Below are 18143 nucleotides of genomic sequence, written 5' to 3' on the forward strand. Positions count from 1 at the left end.
GCAATTAATTCACCGCCATGTGCAATCATGGGGTGTAGCTAGTTTTCCATAAATTATTCCCCGTAGATAGAGGGAAAACCCCAACTTTATTAATAATATTTATTAATATTTTCTATTTAAAATGAGGACTCCTTAACCTGATAGGAGAAGTGTATGTCCACAGCAACCGCGCCTGTAGAACGCAAGCGCCCGATGACCAAGGAAGAGCGAAAAGTTATTCTCGCCTCATCCGCGGGAACTATTTTCGAGTGGTATGACTTTTATTTATACGGCTCTCTAGCAGCCATCATCGGTGCACAATTCTTTTCTTCCTTTCCAGAGGCAACGCGTAATGTATTTGCTTTACTCGCTTTTGCTGCTGGATTCTTGGTTCGCCCCTTCGGCGCACTAGTGTTTGGTCGTTTAGGCGATCTTGTGGGTCGCAAATACACCTTCCTAATCACAATCCTGATCATGGGTATTTCGACCTTTGTAGTTGGCCTATTACCCAGCTATGAAACAATTGGTTGGCTGGCCCCAGTTACCTTAATCGCACTTCGTATGCTGCAAGGTCTAGCACTCGGCGGTGAATATGGTGGTGCAGTTGTTTATGTTGCTGAACATGCGCCCAATGGACGTCGTGGCTACTTCACATCATGGATTCAGACAACCGCAACCCTTGGGCTCCTTCTCTCCTTAATGGTGATTTTGGGTGTCCGCACATATGTGGGCGAAGATGCGTTTAAAGCATGGGGATGGCGTATTCCATTTCTACTCTCCATTTTCCTCTTAGGTATATCGATTTGGATTCGTTTACAAATGGAAGAATCGCCAGCCTTTAAGAAAATGAAAGAGGAAGGCACGCAATCCAAAGCGCCAATTTCTGAGGCGTTTGGTAACTGGAAGAACGGTAAATTTGCAGTGATTGCGCTGCTTGGTCTCGTTGCTGGCCAAGCTGTGGTTTGGTATACCGGCCAGTTTTATGCCCTCTTCTATCTGCAAACCATTTTGCGGGTTGATATGTTCAGTGCCAACGTTTTGATTGCTTGGGCCTTGATTTTTGGTACCGGAGGATTTGTGGTATTTGGATCACTTTCCGACCGAATCGGGCGTAAGAAAATCATTTTGGCTGGCTGCTTAATTGCTGCCGTGACCTATTTCCCAGTATTTAAGTCACTCACTGCGCTCGCCAATCCTGCGCTGAGCTCGGCACAGCAAAACACCAAGGTAATTGTTATCGCTGATAAAAATGATTGCTCGTTTCAGTTCAACCCAACCGGAACTGCAAAATTTGCAAATTCATGCGACGTTACCAAGGCTCTTTTAGCACGCAGCTCCGTCAACTATTCGGTTGAATATGCGCCCGATGCGATCCCAGCAAGGGTCAAGATTGGCGATACAGAAATCACAAGCTATGAAGCCAAAAAGTTAACAGGTGATGATGTAAAAGCTGTTCCAGCAGCGTTTAACAAGGCTGTGAATGATGCATTAGCGGAAGCAGGTTACCCCGTTCCCGGAAAACCAACGCCAGGAATTATCAAATTGAATGGCTTTTTTGATATTTTCACAGCACAGGCTTTCCCCATCGTTCTTATCTTGACCTATTTAGTCATCTTGGTAACGATGGTTTATGGGCCAATCGCGGCAGCTCTAGTTGAACTATTCCCAACACGCATTCGCTACACCGGCATGTCCCTGCCCTATCACATTGGCAATGGCTGGTTTGGTGGATTAATGCCAGCAACCGCATTTGCCATGATTGCCCAATCCGGAGATCCCTACTATGGATTGTGGTACCCCATCGTGATTGCTGTGGGAACCTTTGTAATCGGTATGATTTTTGTACCCGAGAACTATAAGAAGGATATTTTTGCAGAGCAGAACAACAGATAAATCTCGGTCAACCGAGTGATTTGTTGCACAAATGGCCCTTCGGGGCCATTTGTATTCGAAGTCAAACATTCATAGAAATTATTAATAATAAGTGTTTACCCTCTATCCAGATTGGGTGTAGAGAACTATACTGAATACGTTTAGTCAAGTACATGCTGACTAAAGCAAGTGCATGCAGTATGTCTCCGTTTAAACGCCACCCTCAGGGTGGCTTTTTTTATGAGTCTTAAGCCGTTCAAGTAAGTGAGCCTTGAAACTCACGGCCAATGGCGATAATTTTTTTCCTTTTAAGCTAACAATGTGCCAGTGGGATAGCAATGGAAAATCCCGCACCTTGAGGACTGTAATGTCCCGGTTGATACGATCCCCCAGGGAATGCATCGATAATGCAGCAATGCCAAGATTGGCAGCAACTGAGTTGCGAACCGCCTCATTCGTTCCCAGTTCCAATCGTATCGTGGGGTTGAAGTGCCTCTTCCGAAAATACGCATCAACCGTCATCCGCGTTCCCGAGCCCCGCTCCCGCATTACAAACTTCTCATGCTTGAGATCTTTTAGTTCGAGATTTTTCTTGTTTGCTAAGGGATGATTCTTGGGTGCGATGATCGCGATTGGGTTGGACATAAAAATTTCATCCTCGATCTCTAAATGTAATGGTGGCATCGACATAATGTAAAGATCATCCTGATTATTTTCTAGACGTTGGACTACCCCATCGCGATTAAGCACCTCGAAGGCGATCTCAATATCGGGATGCGATTTACAAAAATCACCCAACATCTGGGGAATGAAGTACTTCGCCGTACTAACTGCGGCTACTTTCAAACGCCCCTTGATAAGCCCTTTCATGAGCGCCATCTCCTGCTCAAAGCTTTGCCATTCATCAAACATGGCCCGCGCCGATTTGGTCAAACGCTCCCCGGCGTAGGTCAGGTGAACTTTTCGGGAGATGACTTCAAATAAGGGTTCGCCAATTTGCTCACTGAGTTCTTTCAGTTGCATGGACGCCGTGGGCTGGGTGACATGACTCCGCTTGGCTGCGCCGCTGACACTCCCCGTCTCCGCCAAGGCAAGAAATAAGCGGAGTTGTCGGAAACTTACATGCATAGATTTTTATCTATATATAAACACATAAATATCGATTTTACTTTATATATGGTGTCTCCTATGATGGGTCAACTTTTAGGAGAATGCATGCAAAACTTACTCGATCCTGCCATCTTATTTTTCGTCTTCGGCTGCTTTGCCGGATTAATCCGCTCAAATCTGGAAATCCCCCGCTCCATTGCCAAATTCTTATCGCTTTATTTATTGATGGCCCTGGGTCTTAAAGGGGGTTTTGCCCTAGCAAAAACAGGGCTCAACCCTGAAATTGCATTGAGTCTCATGATTGCGTTGACAATGGCATTTCTGGTTCCAATCCTCGGCTATTGGTTCTTAAAAGACCGGATTGCGAAGTTTGATGCTGCTGCGGTTGCCGCATCCTACGGCTCGGTCAGCGCGGTAACGTTTGTGACAGCTATCCAGTTTATGGAGCAAAGCCAACTCAATCCAAACGGCTACATGGCCATTGCGCTCGTCATCATGGAGTCTCCTGCGATCATTATGGCGGTCTTATTGGCCAATTTGCTGCGGCATGAATCCCAATCCTCAACTCTTAGCAAGGGTCCCTCACTCAAGAATATATTGCACGAGTCATTTACCGATGGCACCCACCTCCTATTGCTAGGGTCTATGGCTGTCGGTTATTTGAGCGGCGAAGCAGGAAAAACAGTCATGCAACCATTCTCTGGGGATCTGTTTAAAGGAATGCTAGCCTTTTTCTTACTTGATATGGGTCTCATGGTTGCGAAGAACTTTAAAGAGGCAAAGAGCAACTCGATCACATTGATCGCCTACGCATCAGCAAGCCCAGTAATACATGCTTCTCTAGCCCTGGGACTATGTCTTCTATTTGGAATCCCATTAGCCGATACGATTCTTCTGATGGTGTTATCCGCAAGTGCCTCCTACATTGTGGTCCCTGCAGTACTGCGTTATGCTATTCCGGAGGCAAATCCCTCCATTTACTTTGGTCTATCTATAGGGATTACCTTCCCAATCAATATTCTGATTGGTATCCCGCTCTATACATGGATGGCGCAAGCGCTGATTGGAACTTAATGACAGAGGGATCGTTCGCTCTAGATGAAATAGTGTTGTCTCACAGAGATCAAATTGAAACACTTTTGATGAAGCGAACTATCTGGAACTCAAACTTCGAAGATTATTTATGGCACAACAATGAGTAAATATTCCAAATTAATGACGTATCAATTCCATATAATTAGGGATTATGCGTTTCTGGTTTACTCTTGCTCTTCTTTTTGCTGTTGGTTTTCCAGTAAACGCTCAACGAGCAGGCTCTGGCGCTGATCAAATCGCTAGTTTTGCAGGTGATCTTGAGTGGTTACCCACTGAAGGGACGCTCTTTGGTTTGCCCTTTAATGTCCATGGGCAAACCACTTATATCAACCAGCGCTACAACAACTTTACCGCTTCCTACTCCGGCGAAAACAGCCTCAATGCTCGTCGCTCGATGAGCTATACCTGGTCGGGTACTCTCTTTTTGGGTTTAAGACTTGGAAGTAACACCGATTTTTACTTTAATCCTGAAGTGGTATCCGGCGTACCCTTCTCCGATCTTTCTGGATTGGGAGGATTCACGAATGGCGAGGCAACAAAAGCCGCGGGCATGCCAGCAAAACTTTATTCCGCCAGAGCATTTGTTCGTCACACCATCAATCAAGCGGGCATGAGTGAAGTGCTTCAAGACGATGCCAATCAAATTACCCAAACGGTGAGTAATAACCGAGTGGTGATTACTGGAGGTCAATTTTCCACCTTGGACATTTTTGACGATAGTCGGTACGCCAAAGATCCTCGTATTCAGTTCATGAACTGGTCGAATATGACTTATCTCGCCTATGATTATGCCGCGGATGCCAGAGGCTATAGCTGGGGTTTAGCCGGTGAGTGGTATCGCGAGAACTGGGTGTTTCGAGCAGCCCGTATGTTGGCTCCAAAAACCCCCAATGGACGCGATCTCAATTGGCAGATCTTTGATAGTTATGGCGATCAAATTGAGATTGAGCGACGTTATCAGATCGACTCACTGCCTGGCAAAGTGAGTGTGCTTGCCTATCGTAATGAAATGGTTCTAGCCCGCTTTCAAGACGCTACCAATTATCTTCAGCAAACTGGTCAACAAGGCATCCAAGCGATTAATTTTGTACGGAACAATAAGCAAATCAAAACCGGGGTGGGGATTCATGGGGAACAAGCGCTCACTCATGATTTGGGAGTCTATGCCCGCCTCTTTAAATCCGATGGCCAAACCGAGACCATGTCATTTACTGAGGCCGATCAGTCAATCTCGATTGGCATGGGTCTGAATGGCAATCGCTGGCAACGGCCAAAAGATACCGTTGGGATTTCAGTGATGCAAAATGGCTTATCCAATCAACGCAAGGGTTACTTACAAGCCGGTGGCATCTCCTACTTCATCGGAGATTATGCGAGTCCCACGCAAACGATTTCCTATAGCCCAGAACGCATTGGTGAGGTCTATTACAACGCTAACGTGATTAAAAACGTGTTGGCAGGGCTTAATTTTCAACACATCATTAATCCAGCGTACAACTCCGCTCGGGGACCAGTTAATATCCTGTCGTTTCGGATTCATGCGGAGTTTTGAAATGGATTTTGCTGCTCCATTTGTATATAGAGCGGCTATCTACAGCTTAGAAGAGCTGGCTAATCTGCGAAATACAATGCTCAAGAATGGCTACAGTATCCTGATTTGACCGTCCACTAAAACACTGGTGATCATGGCATCAGGTGGAGCCCCGAGTCAGATTCGCGGTATCCGCAGGTGTTTGTCGAGAAAACCAACATTCTTTGAACTTTTGCTTACACAGGCATTTGCGCATCAAATACGGAGTAAGAATTAACCATAAAAATTATAAGGAATTGAAACTTCGAAGAACTTTGTTAAAAAAATTAAGCTACATTCTTAATTGCATTAAATAGCAACATCTTTTCATGCACTTCCACTTTGGACCACCCAACTAGGTGGTCTTTTTTTATCCAAGCCCTTAGATTTTGTATGGATACTTTTGCTCTGGCTGTGGTGGGATTGAAATTCGGTCATCATTCTTAAAAATAAATTAATCTATGAGTAATCCAACTACCATTCAGTTAATTGCCACTACGCTATTTGGTATTGCGGTATTACATACCTTTTTAGCTTTTTATTTTGAAAGGCTCGCCCATCGTTCTCGCCATCACTCAGGCTTATTTCATCTCTTGGGTGAGGTTGAGGCTGTATTTGGTTTTTGGGCGATGGTACTGGTTGTTTTCATGGCTTTTATTCATGGCAGTACTAAGCCGGCCATCACTTACCTAGAGTCTCGCAACTATACCGAGCCATTGTTTGTCTTTGCCATTATGGTGATTGCGGCCAGCAAACCGATTTTGTTCGTTGCCAAAACCATTGTTCTCGCAATTTCAAAACTTCTTGAAAAGTCGCTCAGGCTACCGGCAGCTACTGCCAACTATTTTGTGACCCTGAGCGCCGTTCCCATCTTGGGCTCCTTTATCACGGAGCCGGCTGCGATGACCTTGGCAGCCTTTCTCCTGCGCGATACCATCTTCTCAAAAACGAATTCAGCGAAATTAATGTACCTCACGATTGGGGTCTTATTTGTCAACATTTCAATTGGTGGAGCTTTAACAAGTTTTGCTGCTCCTCCCATTTTGATGGTTACTTCTGCTTGGAATTGGGATACGGCGTATGTATTTCAGACCTTCGGAATCAAAGCAACCATTGCGGTTTTAGTCAATGCCCTACTAATTACACTGATTGTTCACAAGGACCTACCAAAGGCCGCCTCAGCCCATCAAGAGGATCGCATGCCCTTATGGGTGGCCTGCACTCACCTACTATTTCTTTTAGCGGTGGTTGTTTTTGCCCACCATCCGGTCGTCTTCATGGGCTTTTTGCTCTTTTTCTTGGGATATACCCACGCTTACAGTGCCTATCAATCCCGACTGATTCTCAAAGAGGCGCTCATGGTGGCATTTTTCTTAGCTGGTCTTGTGGTGCTTGGCGGACTCCAACAATGGTGGCTACAACCGCTATTAAGTGGCATGAGTAATACGGCTGTGTTTTATGGAGCAACCGCACTTACAGCGATTACTGATAATGCCGCTTTGACGTATTTAGGATCTTTGGTAGAGGGAACGACCGAAGAGTTTCGTTATGCTTTGGTAGCCGGCGCCCTTGCGGGTGGCGGCTTAACAGTGATCGCAAATGCCCCGAATCCAGCAGGTTTAGCGATCCTCAAAGATTACTTTCCACAAAAGGCGGTATCCGCTCTTAAATTACTGCTAGCCGCTCTTCCACCAACTGTTATCGCGATACTTGCTTTTCAAGTTCTTTAAGTGGTCTGCCCAGCAGAAAACCGAGAAATTAAAGCGTTGGTTTTAAATACATTTGGCAACACGATCGTTATAGACAGCCCTCCAATAGGAGATTGATTTAGGCTTACTTTGCCTCCATAGAGCTCTGCGAGCTCACTCACAATAGAAAGACCCAATCCGGAACCCGGGGTAATCTCATCGAGTTTTATTCCCCTTTTAAGTGCTGAATCATATTTAGCAGGATCCAAACCAACCCCATCATCCTCAATGCAGATTTCAACAAAATTTACTCTATTTGAGATCTTAATATTGACGATTGATTTAGCCCATTTACAAGCGTTATCCAATACATTACCAATCATTTCCTGTAAATCATGGGCTTCACCATTAAAGATTGGGGCTGGCTCATTGCAGGTAATCTTTATTTGTAAGCTCTTATCACTATGCAGTTTATCCATCACCCGAACAACCGATTGAATTGTTTCTAAAACTGGTGTTCGAGTTGTTACTATCCGATTAAGCGCTATAGATTTTGCCTTTGCTAGACTCCAGTCAACCTGCTCTTTAGCCGATTGTGACTGCTGAAGAACCAATTCCTTAAAAGCCTCTTTAGATAGATTGTTGTCATTGACAGCGTTTTGAATCACAGCTAGCGGCGTTTTAATAGCATGCGCCAAATTACCAGCTTGCGCTCTTGCTCGAGCAATGATCTGTTGATTTTGCTCCAAAACAGTATTAAAGTCCTTCACCAAAATATTGAACTCGGTAGGATACTCACCCTCAATCATTGAGCTTTTGCCACTCTTTAATCGAATCATTGCTTTTTTTAATGCTTCAAGAGGCTGTAATCCAATCGTAATTTGCATGATTAATATCATGAGGAGCGTAAGCGCAAGAATGAATAAGTAACGTCTAATTTCACTTGAAAATAATGTAATTTCAGCGTCAAGCGGTGAGCGATCGACAGCTACTGTTAGCGTAAATGGAGTTGACTGAGCATCCTCCAAGGAAACGGTTTTGGAGTAAGCCAGTAATGAATGCTGACCAATGCTACTAATTTCGTAAAAAAGAGGTTGATCAGACTGATTTTTGGAGCCGCGGATGGCGAGTGTTTGGTCCCAAAGGGAACGCGAGCGTAACACGGTCCCATCTGATGCATTGATCTGCCAATAGAGTCCAGATAGGGGCTTAGCCCATCTGGGCTCTCCCACTGGCGATACTAACTGGGGCTGCTGAGACCACAAATCAATCGAGACAAGACTCGCTAACTGATTAAATTGATTCTTTATATTGAGTTCAAACTGCTTTGTGGCATATTGGGTAAATAACTCCGTAATGACCCGATTAGCAACAAATAATGCGGTAAGGATTGCTAAGATTGAGGTGGCTACGATCCGAAATCGCAGGGACTTAAGCATGATCGTTGAGTCGATACCCAAGGCCACGGACTGTCTCGATCAAACCTTCGGGTAGTTTTTTTCGCAAACGGGCGATAAAGACCTCAATCGTATTGGAGTCCTTGTCTTCATCATAGGCGTAAAGATGTTCACTCAGGGTTGTTTTATCAATCACTTTATTGGGGTGATGCATTAGGTAACTTAGCAAGCGCAACTCATAACTCGTTAAATTGATGGTATTGCCGTCAAGACTCACTCGATTACTAGCAAGATCTAAAGTCAATCCTTGGATACTAATTACTGAAGAAGAGTGACCGGTTGAGCGACGAATGACGCTTCGCACCCTTGCTAAAAGCTCCTCCATATGAAATGGCTTCGTGATGTAGTCATCCGCTCCAGAATCAATCCCAGCTACTTTCTCGCTCCAGTTATCCCGTGCAGTCAAAATAATGACTGGAAATGTTTTCTGAGCAGCTCGCCATCCCTTTAAGACCGAAATCCCATCAAGCTTGGGAAGGCCTAAGTCCAAAATAGCGGCATCAATCGCTTCTTCTTTTCCAAAATGAAGTGCATCCTGCCCATTACTGGCTGTATCGACCACATAACCTTGCTCTTGGAGCGCTAGTTTTAATTGCTCACATAGAGTTGGTTCATCCTCAACCACGAGTAAACGCATCAATTGGCCTTTTAGTTTTTCTTGGTCTTTTGCTTTAAAACCTGACCGGTTTTAGCGTCTACTTCTAACTTCACAATCGAACCTGCCGAAGTCAATTGCTTGATTTCGTAAACCCAGCCACCCTTCTCCTGATCAAGCTCCACTTCGAGTACTTGACCGGGATGGTCTTTGGAAACCTTTTGTAAGATTTCTTGGAGGGGAAGGATCTGACCAGATTGAACGGCTTTTCTAGCTCGCTCATGATCTGAATCGGCAAAGCTAGTCATCGGCATCAAAATCAGCGCTGATACCAGAATAAATTGTTGGACTTTTAACATATGGAAATTGTAGATCGACAAGATGAACCGAATCTGAACAAGATCTTCAGGCTAGGTCTAGGAACACTATTGAATACTAGGGTCCGAACAATAAAGGACTCAAATGAAACACTCCATCAGCCTCATCTTGATTATTGGCATTGGCATGGTAAATGCCGCCGTTGCCGGTGATACCAGCCCCAGTGCTCAGCTGAAATACTGGACAGATATAGCAGGTGCGGCGGCAAACCCGGTTACTGGAAAGCTTTTTTTTACCCAAACGCATGGCAAAGAATGGTCTTGTGCCTCATGCCATGGCAATCCACCTCTTAACACCGGCAAACATGCAAGTACGAATAAAGCCATTCCATCCTTAGCGCCTAGCAGTAATCCAGAAGCATTTACGGAAACCACAAAGATTGAAAAGTGGTTTCGACGCAATTGCAATGATGTACTTAGTAGGGAATGCACTCCTTTAGAGAAAGCCAATGTGCTGGCTTATTTGATTTCGTTAACCAAATAAAGGGGTGAGTTATATGGCTCCAAAAAATAAACACTATCAGGGGATGAACATGAAAGAGTTTTTTGGACTAATTTTATTGACCTTGGTTCTACTGGCTGCGATTGCTTTGACTAGCAAGCATGCCAATGCCGGAAGCAAGGATATTCAGCCAGCAAAACCGCTTCCTGCATATCAAACTAAATGTGGCTCGTGCCACTTAGCCTACCCTCCCGCATTCTTACCAAAATCCTCATGGGAGCAAATGATGTCCACTCTTTCCAAACACTATGGGACGGATGCCTCAATCGAGGCTAAATCCAACCATCAAATCAATCAGTGGCTATCCCAGTATGGAGGCAGCTATAAGCGAGTCAAAGAATCGCCACCTGAAAATCGTATCACTAAATCGGCATGGTTTGAACGTAAACACCGCAAAGTGAAATCCAATGACTTTACGAAGCCATCCGTGAAAAGCCCTGCCAATTGTGCAGCCTGCCATCAGCGGGCTGAGCAAGGTCAATTTGACGATGATGATGTTCGGATCCCAGACTAAGGCCATTCGATGAAAATACTCAAGCAAATTCTTCACCTAGCAGGGGCCATCACTTTTATTGGGGCATACCTTACCGCCGATAGTGAATCTTGGCGTTTGATTCATGTGTATCTGGGTTATGGTTTTGGGGTTATTTTTACACTTCGTCTCATTATTGGCTTGGTTCCAAAAACATCGATGGCACTTCAAACAATTTGGATGCGTGCGAATCTATTTAAAACGATTGTGCAAGATCTCAAGGATCTAAAACTTGAGCGTCTTTTCAAATGGCAAATTTGGTATGGCTCCGGTATGGGAATTTTGGTATTTCTAATGTACTTTTTATCCATCCCGCTCGTTTTATTTGGAATCGTGACTTATGAGGAATTTGGTGGGAAATGGTTCATTAAATTTGCTGAAAATACCCACGAATTTATTGGTGAGTTTTATCTTTCGATTGTTTTGATTCACTTGGTACTTGTTTTTGGAAAATATCTTTTGTTAAAAACAAAAAATCAATTCCTAACGCATGCTAATTAAATAGGCTGCCTTTTTAGGGTTAATCTATCAGGAAACTGGTGTGGGTTAGGTCAACAAAATTTAAGGCAAGGGCCTGAAGTTTGTCGTTTAAAACGACACTTCAGGCATTCTCATTCGGTTTTATTGTCAGATATTAATTTTTTGGCTTTTCAAACACCCCCAATATGGACGTCCCCCACGGAAACGATAAGTGGTGACCCAATGGCGTTTCTGCATAAAACACAGCTTTAAGGGCATTATTAATAATGGGATGAGGCGTCTTGTACTCTTCTTTATAGAGTTTTGCCATTTGCTCCACATTAAGCTCTTTGGGGCGGGTTTTACGGGATAGCCAGTAGAGCGGACTGAGGAAGAACATGAAGTAGCGGGCATCTTTGAGGATTAGTTCACTATTCTTTGCCAGCTCCTGATACTTTCGTTTGTCATAGCGACGCACGTGCTTTACGAACTCATCGTTGTACGACCAAAAAAAGTCAAGCGCTGGGGTCGCCACAAATAGCTTACCGCCCGGCTTTAGGGCCTTTGCCGCTTGTTTTATCACAGTGACATCATCCGGACAATGCTCAATTACATCCAATAAGTAAGCCGTATCCCACTGCTCCTGCATTTGTAAATCCATGAGATCAACGTGATATAGGTCAATATCCTCATCTAGTACCCCTTTGGCATTGAGGAGTGCTACCCGGGAGGAATCCGCCAGCGCCAAATCAGTTAATCGATTAGGGATTGTTTGAGTAAGGTATTGCACCCAGCCGCCACATCCCCCACCCAAATCAATGGCTGAGAATTTTTCGGATACTTGGTGTCGTTTTAATGACTCTAATAAAAAACGATGGCGCCCTAGATACCAAAAATGCTTGGATTGCATTTCAAATAAATGAGCAAACTGATCTTCAACAAATTCATCATTACGGTGCGTGACTGGTTTTTGTGGCACATAAATACCATCGCTATCTTGGTAATACATAAACATCCCCATACCGATTTCGTAGCCAATTGGCTACAGAACTTGGTTTCGTGAGAAACCGCCCAGAATGGAGGCGAACAACCCGCTAAGGGTTTAATGCAATGAAATGTACTTTTTAGGGATTGCCACCATCCATTGGCTTACCTAACGCGGCAAGCACTTAAATGAAGTGGCGATGGGGTGGCGCTAAAGCCGGGGGTGGAAACTTGGGGTTAAGAAATGAAAACGGGACCAATAAGGTCTTGGCAAACGAAACGCGCCGAATAAAGGGTCGATCTTTTAAGACTAAAAGGACGACTGCAACAAAAGCAACCACAAAAGTGGTGTCGAGAAAATGCTTACGCGCATCTGGAACAGTCACTGCATATGAATCCGGGGTTGGCTCAGGACTGCCATCATCTAAGAGTCGCGCACTATCAAAAGAACTCAAACCCGACATATGAAATCCTGAATCGTTATCTCCAGCGATATGCGCATGTAAGAACGGAGACATGCACTTGAGGAAGATTCCCAAGAACAAAAAAACTACCAGAGATGAACGGGTGAATTTAAAACGCATGATTGGATTCTAAGGGCAACTTGAATATTTTGATAACCATCATCAATGCTGGGCCTTTATCGCATGCAATCCAAGGATCAGTTTTATGGGGGACTAATTCGTTTGTTACAATTGTGACGTCACTAGGGAGTAGCCGCCCTTCTTTACAGAAGATGGCTTACATCAACATACTTGGGCTTTTAGCTTATGGTGTAAGCGGTTTAGATACTTGGCAAGACTTTTGACTACAAACACTTACTTAGGCTGTGGGTGTCTTGTAGTCATGTGTTTATGTCACAGCCTAGAGGACGTTCACATGGATTCACTCTTAATTTCCACTGGCGTGGTGGCGCTTGCCGAAATGGGCGATAAAACCCAGCTTTTGGCTTTTATCTTAGCCGCTCGCTTTAAAAAACCTGTTCCTATTATTTTGGGGATTTTGGCCGCTACCACTATTAATCATGGATTAGCCGGTGCGTTGGGCGCTTGGATTACCTCCATGGTGAACCCCGATGTGTTGCGGTGGATTTTAGGCGCCTCCTTTATTGGCATGGCGATTTGGACTCTAAAGCCAGACAAAATTGAGGAGGAGGAAACTCAGATTGCGAAACATCTTGGGGTCTTTGGCGCCACCTTTATCACCTTCTTTTTGGCAGAAATGGGCGACAAAACTCAATTGGCAACCATCGCACTTGCGGCTCACTATGCTGCTCCATTAGCAGTTGTGGTTGGCACAACCTTGGGCATGATGATTGCCGATGTGCCTGCGGTGTTTGTCGGCAATAAATTTGCCGCCAAGATCCCAATGAAATTAGTTCACTCAATTGCTGCTGGAATATTTGCCGTAATGGGTGTCTTAACGCTTTTTGGTATCGATAAGCTCTTTTAATTAGGCGAGCAGCAACGTTTTGATATTTTTGAGCTTGGTCCCAAGAAATTTGACATAATAAAAAAACGTAATTGGAAAAATTAGAACGCCAAATCAACGCTCTAGATACCAAAAAGGCCTCTAGTGAAATCTAGGGGCTTTTTCTTTGGCTGCGGTAAATGTGGAAGCTATATAGAACTTTGTGGGGTCGTTGTATGTCAAGATGGAAGGCCCTGGGTGGTCGTGGTGGACTATGGGCGACTTGAGAGACTACAAGTGTCGTGTTTCCGGACACCTTGGCATATAAACATTCAACGCTATTTCAGCCCCTTATCTGATAGCCATTTTTCAATCTGATATGGCATTGAAGTAAAAATACTTGATGTATCAAAGGATTTATAGAGCTTACCCGCTAGATCTGTTTGAAGTGCTTTAAGGGTTTCATCCTTTAAAAGCAAAACATCCTTCCCCATACCCAACATATAGCCAACTTCTAAAGAGACATTTGGATTAAATTCATCCTCCAAAACCCTCTCGTAGACAGCCACCCCAAAATCACAACCATGCATATAAGTCTTAATATTTGGAAACACATCATCCATGTACTGCTTATCATCCGCCCTCAATGCTGTAATTCCATAGGTAGAAAGAGTGTCTTTAATACATTTAGAAATATCAGCATGAATTTTAGTTTCACCAAACTTCATAATAATGAAAGCTGTTTTTTTACCAATCGGAAAATCCCCTCTAAACTTTTCTAGGCCAGAAGCAATTTCTGGGGCAGACACAACCTCATTTGAAATAGTTTTATCCGACTTTTGCTGCGACTGCAAAACTGTATTTACATACTCCTTAACAATTCTCTGAATTTGCTCCTCAAGACCCTCCAAAGAAACGTTTAATGGACATGAAAATGCCCATATCGGATCCCCAACATCAAGACGTATTTGATATGTAAGACTCTGCAATTCAATGCGACCATAACTAGTCAAATCTCTATAATTAATGGTATTGGCGCCAAATGACTCAGCAAAGATAAAGTGCCAGCTACTAATGTCTTTAGCAACAAATAAAAAAGTTGATTGCTGGACCTTCAGCTGCGACGCTGGCACCTGAAGCTCCAGAGCATATTTTCTTACCTTCTCAGAGAAACTTTTAATAATTCCATTGGGCATGCCTCTTTCAGATTCAGGCAAATCTCCTCCGATATTTGCCATTCCACCAGAACTCAAGAATTGAATTACAGACATTTAACCTCCCATTTTTTCTGATATTACGCCTTTTATTGACAGTTGAATATTGGTTGCATAGCTAATCAATATCAGTTACACTACTTCCATGTTTGAACAATGCCTCTATTTCAATACCACTAGCCTAGCTCGCCAGCTAGAGCGGGAATGGGCTGGCGCATTTAGGCCTTTTGGCCTTACTCCCTCACAAGCCTTCATGCTCAGAGTAATACTAGATAAGTCCCCGCTTCTACAAAGCGAACTAGCCTCAGAAATGAATATCAGCCGCCCTACTGCCACTAGAGGATTGGATGGCCTAGAGAGATTGGGTTTGATTAAGCGCCTAGCTTCTGAGAAGGATGGCCGTGAACAAGAAATTCACCCCACTAAGAAGGCTGTCGAGATCAAAGATGCTATTAATGCCGCCAGTGGAGCCGTGACAAAGCGCCTCAAGAAAGTATTAGGCACAAACCATTTTGAAGAGGTTGTTGGACAACTTCGGGGCATTAGCTCTGCCCTGAAGTAACTGGGACTCTTTTGTTTCCCTAATAGTTGCATAGCTAACTTATTTTATTAATCAACAAAGGAGAATTACATGCCAATCTTGAACGTTAAAGTCAGCGGACGAAAGAATAACAAAACCACTAAAGCAATTAATGGGCTATTGCTTGATTTAACCCACCATATTCTGGGTAAGAAAAAAGAAGTGACTGCCATCGCTATTGAATATGTGGAGCCGGATTGCTGGTTTGTTGGCGGCAAGCTACTGAGCGAACAGGGCAAGAATAGCTTTTATTTTGACATCAAAATTACGGATGAGACCAATACCAAGGACGAGAAAGCTCAATACATCAAAGAAGCATTTGAAGGCTTTGAGCGAATCCTAGGTAATCTTCATGAAGAGAGCTATATCTATGTACAAGATGTGAGAGCCGCAAGCTATGGATATGGAGGAAAGACCCAGGAATACAGATATCACCGATAAGCAAGTGCCGTGTTTTTGGCTATTTTGGTCACAAAGCTTTGGCCTATTGTTTAAAGAGCACTTTCCTGACATTATTATAAAAAATGTAAGAAACTAATATGGTCACCAAAAAAACTACGCCCTTCACTAAAACTGGCACTAACAAAATACCGAGCAAAAAGCCGGGGGTTTATGACATCAAAAATAAAGAGGGAGATTTGCAATACATCGGCATGGCAAAAAAGGGTCGCATGCAAGAACGGGTTAAAGAGCATTTGCCAACAAGTACAAAAGATCCAGTAAAAAGTGGGAGTAAGGTAGAGATTACAACTACAAAAACTAAAGAAGCTGCATTAAAAAAGGAAAGGCTACTTATAAAATCAAAGAGGCCCCCACAAAATAAAATATGAAAGTAAATGGCTACCCTTTCTCATAATCTCGCCTTATTGAAATGCCCACATTGCTCGATTGCAAATCCAAATCTATTTTTATTGAATAACTTCAACACCAATAATCACAATCAAACAAATCCAAGATTTTGGGGGATTTACTCCTGTAAGAGTTGTGGCGGTATAGTATCGGCTGCGGCTAAAAGCCTTAATTCAGAAATCTCTGAATACTATCCGAAAAATACTGAAATCGACGCCACTCTTCCAGACAAACCTAAATCCTTACTTCAGCAAGCACAAGATACATTACATGCGCCTGCCGGGTCTGTGATGTTATCCGGTAGTGCTGTTGATGCAATGCTCAAACTAAAAGGATACACAGAAGGAAGCTTGTATAGCCGTATAGAAAAGGCGTGTAAAGACCATTTGATAACCGAGGAAATGGCACAGTGGGCACATGACATTCGACTTGATGCCAACGACCAAAGGCACGCTGATGAGATGGCTCTATTACCAACAGAAGCGGATGCCAAAAGAGTTTTGGATTTTGCTAAAGCGCTGGCAGAGTTTGCATTCATCTTACCCAGTCGAGTTAAGAGAGGGTTGGGACAAAAGGTATAAATTAATTGGTAAATTTATTCCAAAAATACATATTGATTTGCAGACTAAGTCCAAGGATATCGTTATTTGTCGGGTTTCCCGACATCTTCCACTAGATGCCTGTAGTCACGAGGATCCCACCCGGTATCACCGCCCCACCCTCATGATCCGCTAGGGCTGACAATCTAGATCACAATCGCTTCAATCAACCCAGTAACGATTGCCAAGATCTGGCCTGCCCAGCAGGAGTCGAACCTGCGACCTACGGCTTAGAAGGGTTCTCAAATCTGCTTTAGACAATGTTCAACAATGACATACAGTGGGTAGGATTGAGGTGTTCATCAAAACAGGGGTCTTCGTGGGGTTGGGTGGGGTCCCATGTCGGGTTAGTGGTGTCAGCAGGTGTTTGTCGGGAAAACCGACAAATTTGTTTCAAAAAAAATACCAACCCGAGGGTTGGAATTTTCATTTCTGGTGGGCCCACCAGGACTTGAACCTGGGACCAAAGGATTATGAGAGCAGATAACCATAACAGACCTCTTTGATATCAAGAGGTTACGTCGCCTAAGGATCGGTGTGTGGTGTTATGTGTAGTAATAATAACTTTGCTAAAAGGAGATTAATCTTATTTGCAGGCCGAGCAAGATTTCTATCAAAAGTAGAAAGCACAAAGAAAATGTCTTCAACCAGCTATAAAGCGCAATACAAAATAAGTAATGCCTACTCATCATGGATGACTGCAGGCACATATGGAAACTTCAATGACGCACTAGCCCTAAGAAAAAAAGACTGGCGCTATTGTGGTGAGGATTGAAGATGGCGCTAAGATGGTAATTTATTCATCCTGAATAAATTACTCTCCCATGAACCCGAACTCCATATAATCATTCCAGCTATCTACCGTCTTAAAACCTAGATCAAAAAAGTGGTGTCTCAGTAAACATATCTAGCCGTAATGACTTGATTTTTCAATTTAATAATTGCAATTACCTTAGTACCCTTTTCTATATTAAATTTTCCTCTTATCTCAAAATTTTCCCTATTTGCAGCAAGCTCATATTCTTGCTTGCTTGCTCCATTTAGTAATGTCAGCTTTGCGTTTCCCCCATTAATGTCAATAGGCTTTCCATGATCTCGCACATAAATTTGCACTAAATCATTTTTTGCGACAAGCTCAACATCAATATCCTTGACTACAAATATTTTTCCTCCAAATAGAGGGGCATGATCATGCCTCCCGTCAGCATTTGCAATAGATGTAGTCGATAGAAAAATAACGAACGTTAATATAAGTGATCGAATTTTCATTT

The 18143-nt window shown here is 43.5% G+C and carries 21 protein-coding genes and 1 riboswitch; of the genes, 13 read left to right on the forward strand and 8 right to left on the reverse strand.

Annotated elements, in window-relative coordinates; all coding sequences use genetic code 11:
* The first annotated feature begins 153 nt into the window (after nt 1-153).
* The gene (locus QUE60_RS05530) at nt 154-1872 is read left to right on the forward strand and encodes an MFS transporter (RefSeq protein ID WP_286226342.1); all 1719 of its coding nucleotides are present in this window, start codon (nt 154-156) and stop codon (nt 1870-1872) included.
* 189 nt (nt 1873-2061) lie between these two features.
* Here QUE60_RS05530 and QUE60_RS05535 read toward each other — a convergent pair whose 3' ends face one another.
* Nucleotides 2062-2979: a LysR family transcriptional regulator gene (locus QUE60_RS05535; protein WP_286226343.1), complete on the reverse strand. Its 918-nt coding sequence runs from the start codon at nt 2977-2979 to the stop codon at nt 2062-2064.
* A gap of 87 nt (nt 2980-3066) precedes the next feature.
* Between QUE60_RS05535 and QUE60_RS05540 the strand changes: the two genes are divergently transcribed.
* The 3 genes from QUE60_RS05540 to QUE60_RS05550 all read left to right on the forward strand — a co-directional run bounded on the left by QUE60_RS05540 (nt 3067) and on the right by QUE60_RS05550 (nt 7356).
* The gene (locus QUE60_RS05540; RefSeq protein ID WP_286226344.1) at nt 3067-4035 is read left to right on the forward strand and encodes a sodium-dependent bicarbonate transport family permease; all 969 of its coding nucleotides are present in this window, start codon (nt 3067-3069) and stop codon (nt 4033-4035) included.
* Between the two features lie 172 nt (nt 4036-4207).
* Complete coding sequence (locus QUE60_RS05545; protein WP_286226345.1) at nt 4208-5608, forward strand: carbohydrate porin; 1401 nt, start codon at nt 4208-4210, stop codon at nt 5606-5608.
* A gap of 479 nt (nt 5609-6087) precedes the next feature.
* Nucleotides 6088-7356, forward strand: coding sequence for a putative Na+/H+ antiporter (locus tag QUE60_RS05550; RefSeq protein WP_286226346.1), 1269 nt, complete (start codon nt 6088-6090; stop codon nt 7354-7356).
* Here the strand turns inward: QUE60_RS05550 and QUE60_RS05555 are convergent.
* Genes QUE60_RS05555 through QUE60_RS05565 form a run of 3 tightly spaced genes read right to left on the reverse strand, consistent with a single transcriptional unit; the run spans nt 7353 to nt 9725 of the window.
* Complete coding sequence (locus tag QUE60_RS05555; protein ID WP_286226347.1) at nt 7353-8753, reverse strand: ATP-binding protein; 1401 nt, start codon at nt 8751-8753, stop codon at nt 7353-7355. The genes QUE60_RS05550 and QUE60_RS05555 overlap by 4 nt on opposite strands.
* Nucleotides 8746-9408, reverse strand: a complete 663-nt coding sequence (locus QUE60_RS05560) for a response regulator transcription factor (RefSeq protein ID WP_286226348.1) — start codon at nt 9406-9408, stop codon at nt 8746-8748. The genes QUE60_RS05555 and QUE60_RS05560 overlap by 8 nt, the downstream gene beginning before the upstream one ends.
* Before the next feature lie 11 nt (nt 9409-9419).
* Nucleotides 9420-9725 carry a PepSY domain-containing protein gene (locus QUE60_RS05565; protein ID WP_286226349.1) on the reverse strand — a complete coding sequence of 102 codons (306 nt, stop codon included), beginning with the start codon at nt 9723-9725 and terminating at the stop codon, nt 9420-9422.
* 103 nt (nt 9726-9828) lie between these two features.
* Between QUE60_RS05565 and QUE60_RS05570 the strand changes: the two genes are divergently transcribed.
* From QUE60_RS05570 to QUE60_RS05580, 3 genes are read left to right on the forward strand one after another with little or no spacing between them, the layout of a single operon-like run.
* The gene (locus QUE60_RS05570; protein ID WP_286226350.1) at nt 9829-10227 is read left to right on the forward strand and encodes a DUF1924 domain-containing protein; all 399 of its coding nucleotides are present in this window, start codon (nt 9829-9831) and stop codon (nt 10225-10227) included.
* A gap of 13 nt (nt 10228-10240) precedes the next feature.
* Nucleotides 10241-10759, forward strand: coding sequence for a cytochrome C (locus QUE60_RS05575; RefSeq protein ID WP_286226351.1), 519 nt, complete (start codon nt 10241-10243; stop codon nt 10757-10759).
* Nucleotides 10760-10768: 9 nt separating this feature from the next.
* Nucleotides 10769-11278 (forward strand): cytochrome b/b6 domain-containing protein, encoded by a 510-nt coding sequence (locus tag QUE60_RS05580; protein WP_286226352.1) that lies wholly within the window; start codon nt 10769-10771, stop codon nt 11276-11278.
* Nucleotides 11279-11411: 133 nt separating this feature from the next.
* On the opposite strand, the gene QUE60_RS05585 is transcribed toward QUE60_RS05580, so the two are convergent.
* Nucleotides 11412-12257 carry a class I SAM-dependent methyltransferase gene (locus QUE60_RS05585; protein WP_286226353.1) on the reverse strand — a complete coding sequence of 282 codons (846 nt, stop codon included), beginning with the start codon at nt 12255-12257 and terminating at the stop codon, nt 11412-11414.
* A gap of 148 nt (nt 12258-12405) precedes the next feature.
* Complete coding sequence (locus tag QUE60_RS05590; RefSeq protein ID WP_286226354.1) at nt 12406-12804, reverse strand: hypothetical protein; 399 nt, start codon at nt 12802-12804, stop codon at nt 12406-12408.
* A 107-nt stretch (nt 12805-12911) separates the two neighbouring features.
* Nucleotides 12912-13089, forward strand: a riboswitch (yybP-ykoY riboswitch).
* Nucleotides 13090-13099: 10 nt separating this feature from the next.
* On the opposite strand from QUE60_RS05590, the gene QUE60_RS05595 reads away from it, so the two are divergent.
* The gene (locus QUE60_RS05595; RefSeq protein ID WP_286226355.1) at nt 13100-13672 is read left to right on the forward strand and encodes a TMEM165/GDT1 family protein; all 573 of its coding nucleotides are present in this window, start codon (nt 13100-13102) and stop codon (nt 13670-13672) included.
* A 296-nt stretch (nt 13673-13968) separates the two neighbouring features.
* On the opposite strand, the gene QUE60_RS05600 is transcribed toward QUE60_RS05595, so the two are convergent.
* Complete coding sequence (locus QUE60_RS05600) at nt 13969-14901, reverse strand: hypothetical protein (RefSeq protein WP_286226356.1); 933 nt, start codon at nt 14899-14901, stop codon at nt 13969-13971.
* Nucleotides 14902-14989: 88 nt separating this feature from the next.
* Between QUE60_RS05600 and QUE60_RS05605 the strand changes: the two genes are divergently transcribed.
* The 5 genes from QUE60_RS05605 (at nt 14990) to QUE60_RS05625 (ending at nt 17647) form a co-directional block, all read left to right on the forward strand.
* Nucleotides 14990-15406 (forward strand): MarR family winged helix-turn-helix transcriptional regulator, encoded by a 417-nt coding sequence (locus QUE60_RS05605; RefSeq protein ID WP_286226357.1) that lies wholly within the window; start codon nt 14990-14992, stop codon nt 15404-15406.
* Between the two features lie 69 nt (nt 15407-15475).
* The gene (locus QUE60_RS05610; protein ID WP_286226358.1) at nt 15476-15865 is read left to right on the forward strand and encodes a tautomerase family protein; all 390 of its coding nucleotides are present in this window, start codon (nt 15476-15478) and stop codon (nt 15863-15865) included.
* A gap of 98 nt (nt 15866-15963) precedes the next feature.
* A complete protein-coding gene (locus tag QUE60_RS05615; RefSeq protein ID WP_286226359.1) occupies nt 15964-16254 on the forward strand; it encodes a GIY-YIG nuclease family protein in 291 nt (96 codons plus the stop codon).
* Nucleotides 16255-16260: 6 nt separating this feature from the next.
* Entirely contained in the window at nt 16261-16854 is a 594-nt protein-coding gene (locus QUE60_RS05620) for a DUF4145 domain-containing protein (protein ID WP_286226360.1), read from the forward strand.
* 655 nt (nt 16855-17509) lie between these two features.
* Nucleotides 17510-17647 (forward strand): hypothetical protein, encoded by a 138-nt coding sequence (locus tag QUE60_RS05625; RefSeq protein WP_286226361.1) that lies wholly within the window; start codon nt 17510-17512, stop codon nt 17645-17647.
* 119 nt (nt 17648-17766) lie between these two features.
* Here QUE60_RS05625 and QUE60_RS05630 read toward each other — a convergent pair whose 3' ends face one another.
* A complete protein-coding gene (locus tag QUE60_RS05630) occupies nt 17767-18141 on the reverse strand; it encodes a hypothetical protein (protein WP_068324035.1) in 375 nt (124 codons plus the stop codon).
* Between the last annotated feature and the right edge of the window lie 2 nt (nt 18142-18143).

Origin of the sequence: Polynucleobacter sp. HIN11 (genome assembly GCF_030297675.1) — a bacterium.
Lineage (GTDB): Bacteria > Pseudomonadota > Gammaproteobacteria > Burkholderiales > Burkholderiaceae > Polynucleobacter.

Excerpts from the sequence above, each read along its gene's own strand:
- QUE60_RS05530 (WP_286226342.1), top strand. The coding sequence starts at position 154 with ATGTCCACAGCAACCGCGCCTGTAGAACGCAAGCGCCCGATGACCAAG.
- QUE60_RS05535 (WP_286226343.1), bottom strand. The coding sequence starts at position 2,979 with ATGCATGTAAGTTTCCGACAACTCCGCTTATTTCTTGCCTTGGCGGAG.
- QUE60_RS05540 (WP_286226344.1), top strand. The coding sequence starts at position 3,067 with ATGCAAAACTTACTCGATCCTGCCATCTTATTTTTCGTCTTCGGCTGC.
- QUE60_RS05545 (WP_286226345.1), top strand. The coding sequence starts at position 4,208 with ATGCGTTTCTGGTTTACTCTTGCTCTTCTTTTTGCTGTTGGTTTTCCA.
- QUE60_RS05550 (WP_286226346.1), top strand. The coding sequence starts at position 6,088 with ATGAGTAATCCAACTACCATTCAGTTAATTGCCACTACGCTATTTGGT.
- QUE60_RS05555 (WP_286226347.1), bottom strand. The coding sequence starts at position 8,753 with ATGCTTAAGTCCCTGCGATTTCGGATCGTAGCCACCTCAATCTTAGCA.
- QUE60_RS05560 (WP_286226348.1), bottom strand. The coding sequence starts at position 9,408 with ATGCGTTTACTCGTGGTTGAGGATGAACCAACTCTATGTGAGCAATTA.
- QUE60_RS05565 (WP_286226349.1), bottom strand. The coding sequence starts at position 9,725 with ATGTTAAAAGTCCAACAATTTATTCTGGTATCAGCGCTGATTTTGATG.
- QUE60_RS05570 (WP_286226350.1), top strand. The coding sequence starts at position 9,829 with ATGAAACACTCCATCAGCCTCATCTTGATTATTGGCATTGGCATGGTA.
- QUE60_RS05575 (WP_286226351.1), top strand. The coding sequence starts at position 10,241 with ATGGCTCCAAAAAATAAACACTATCAGGGGATGAACATGAAAGAGTTT.
- QUE60_RS05580 (WP_286226352.1), top strand. The coding sequence starts at position 10,769 with ATGAAAATACTCAAGCAAATTCTTCACCTAGCAGGGGCCATCACTTTT.
- QUE60_RS05585 (WP_286226353.1), bottom strand. The coding sequence starts at position 12,257 with ATGGGGATGTTTATGTATTACCAAGATAGCGATGGTATTTATGTGCCA.
- QUE60_RS05590 (WP_286226354.1), bottom strand. The coding sequence starts at position 12,804 with ATGCGTTTTAAATTCACCCGTTCATCTCTGGTAGTTTTTTTGTTCTTG.
- QUE60_RS05595 (WP_286226355.1), top strand. The coding sequence starts at position 13,100 with ATGGATTCACTCTTAATTTCCACTGGCGTGGTGGCGCTTGCCGAAATG.
- QUE60_RS05600 (WP_286226356.1), bottom strand. The coding sequence starts at position 14,901 with ATGTCTGTAATTCAATTCTTGAGTTCTGGTGGAATGGCAAATATCGGA.
- QUE60_RS05605 (WP_286226357.1), top strand. The coding sequence starts at position 14,990 with ATGTTTGAACAATGCCTCTATTTCAATACCACTAGCCTAGCTCGCCAG.
- QUE60_RS05610 (WP_286226358.1), top strand. The coding sequence starts at position 15,476 with ATGCCAATCTTGAACGTTAAAGTCAGCGGACGAAAGAATAACAAAACC.
- QUE60_RS05615 (WP_286226359.1), top strand. The coding sequence starts at position 15,964 with ATGGTCACCAAAAAAACTACGCCCTTCACTAAAACTGGCACTAACAAA.
- QUE60_RS05620 (WP_286226360.1), top strand. The coding sequence starts at position 16,261 with ATGGCTACCCTTTCTCATAATCTCGCCTTATTGAAATGCCCACATTGC.
- QUE60_RS05625 (WP_286226361.1), top strand. The coding sequence starts at position 17,510 with ATGTCTTCAACCAGCTATAAAGCGCAATACAAAATAAGTAATGCCTAC.
- QUE60_RS05630 (WP_068324035.1), bottom strand. The coding sequence starts at position 18,141 with ATGAAAATTCGATCACTTATATTAACGTTCGTTATTTTTCTATCGACT.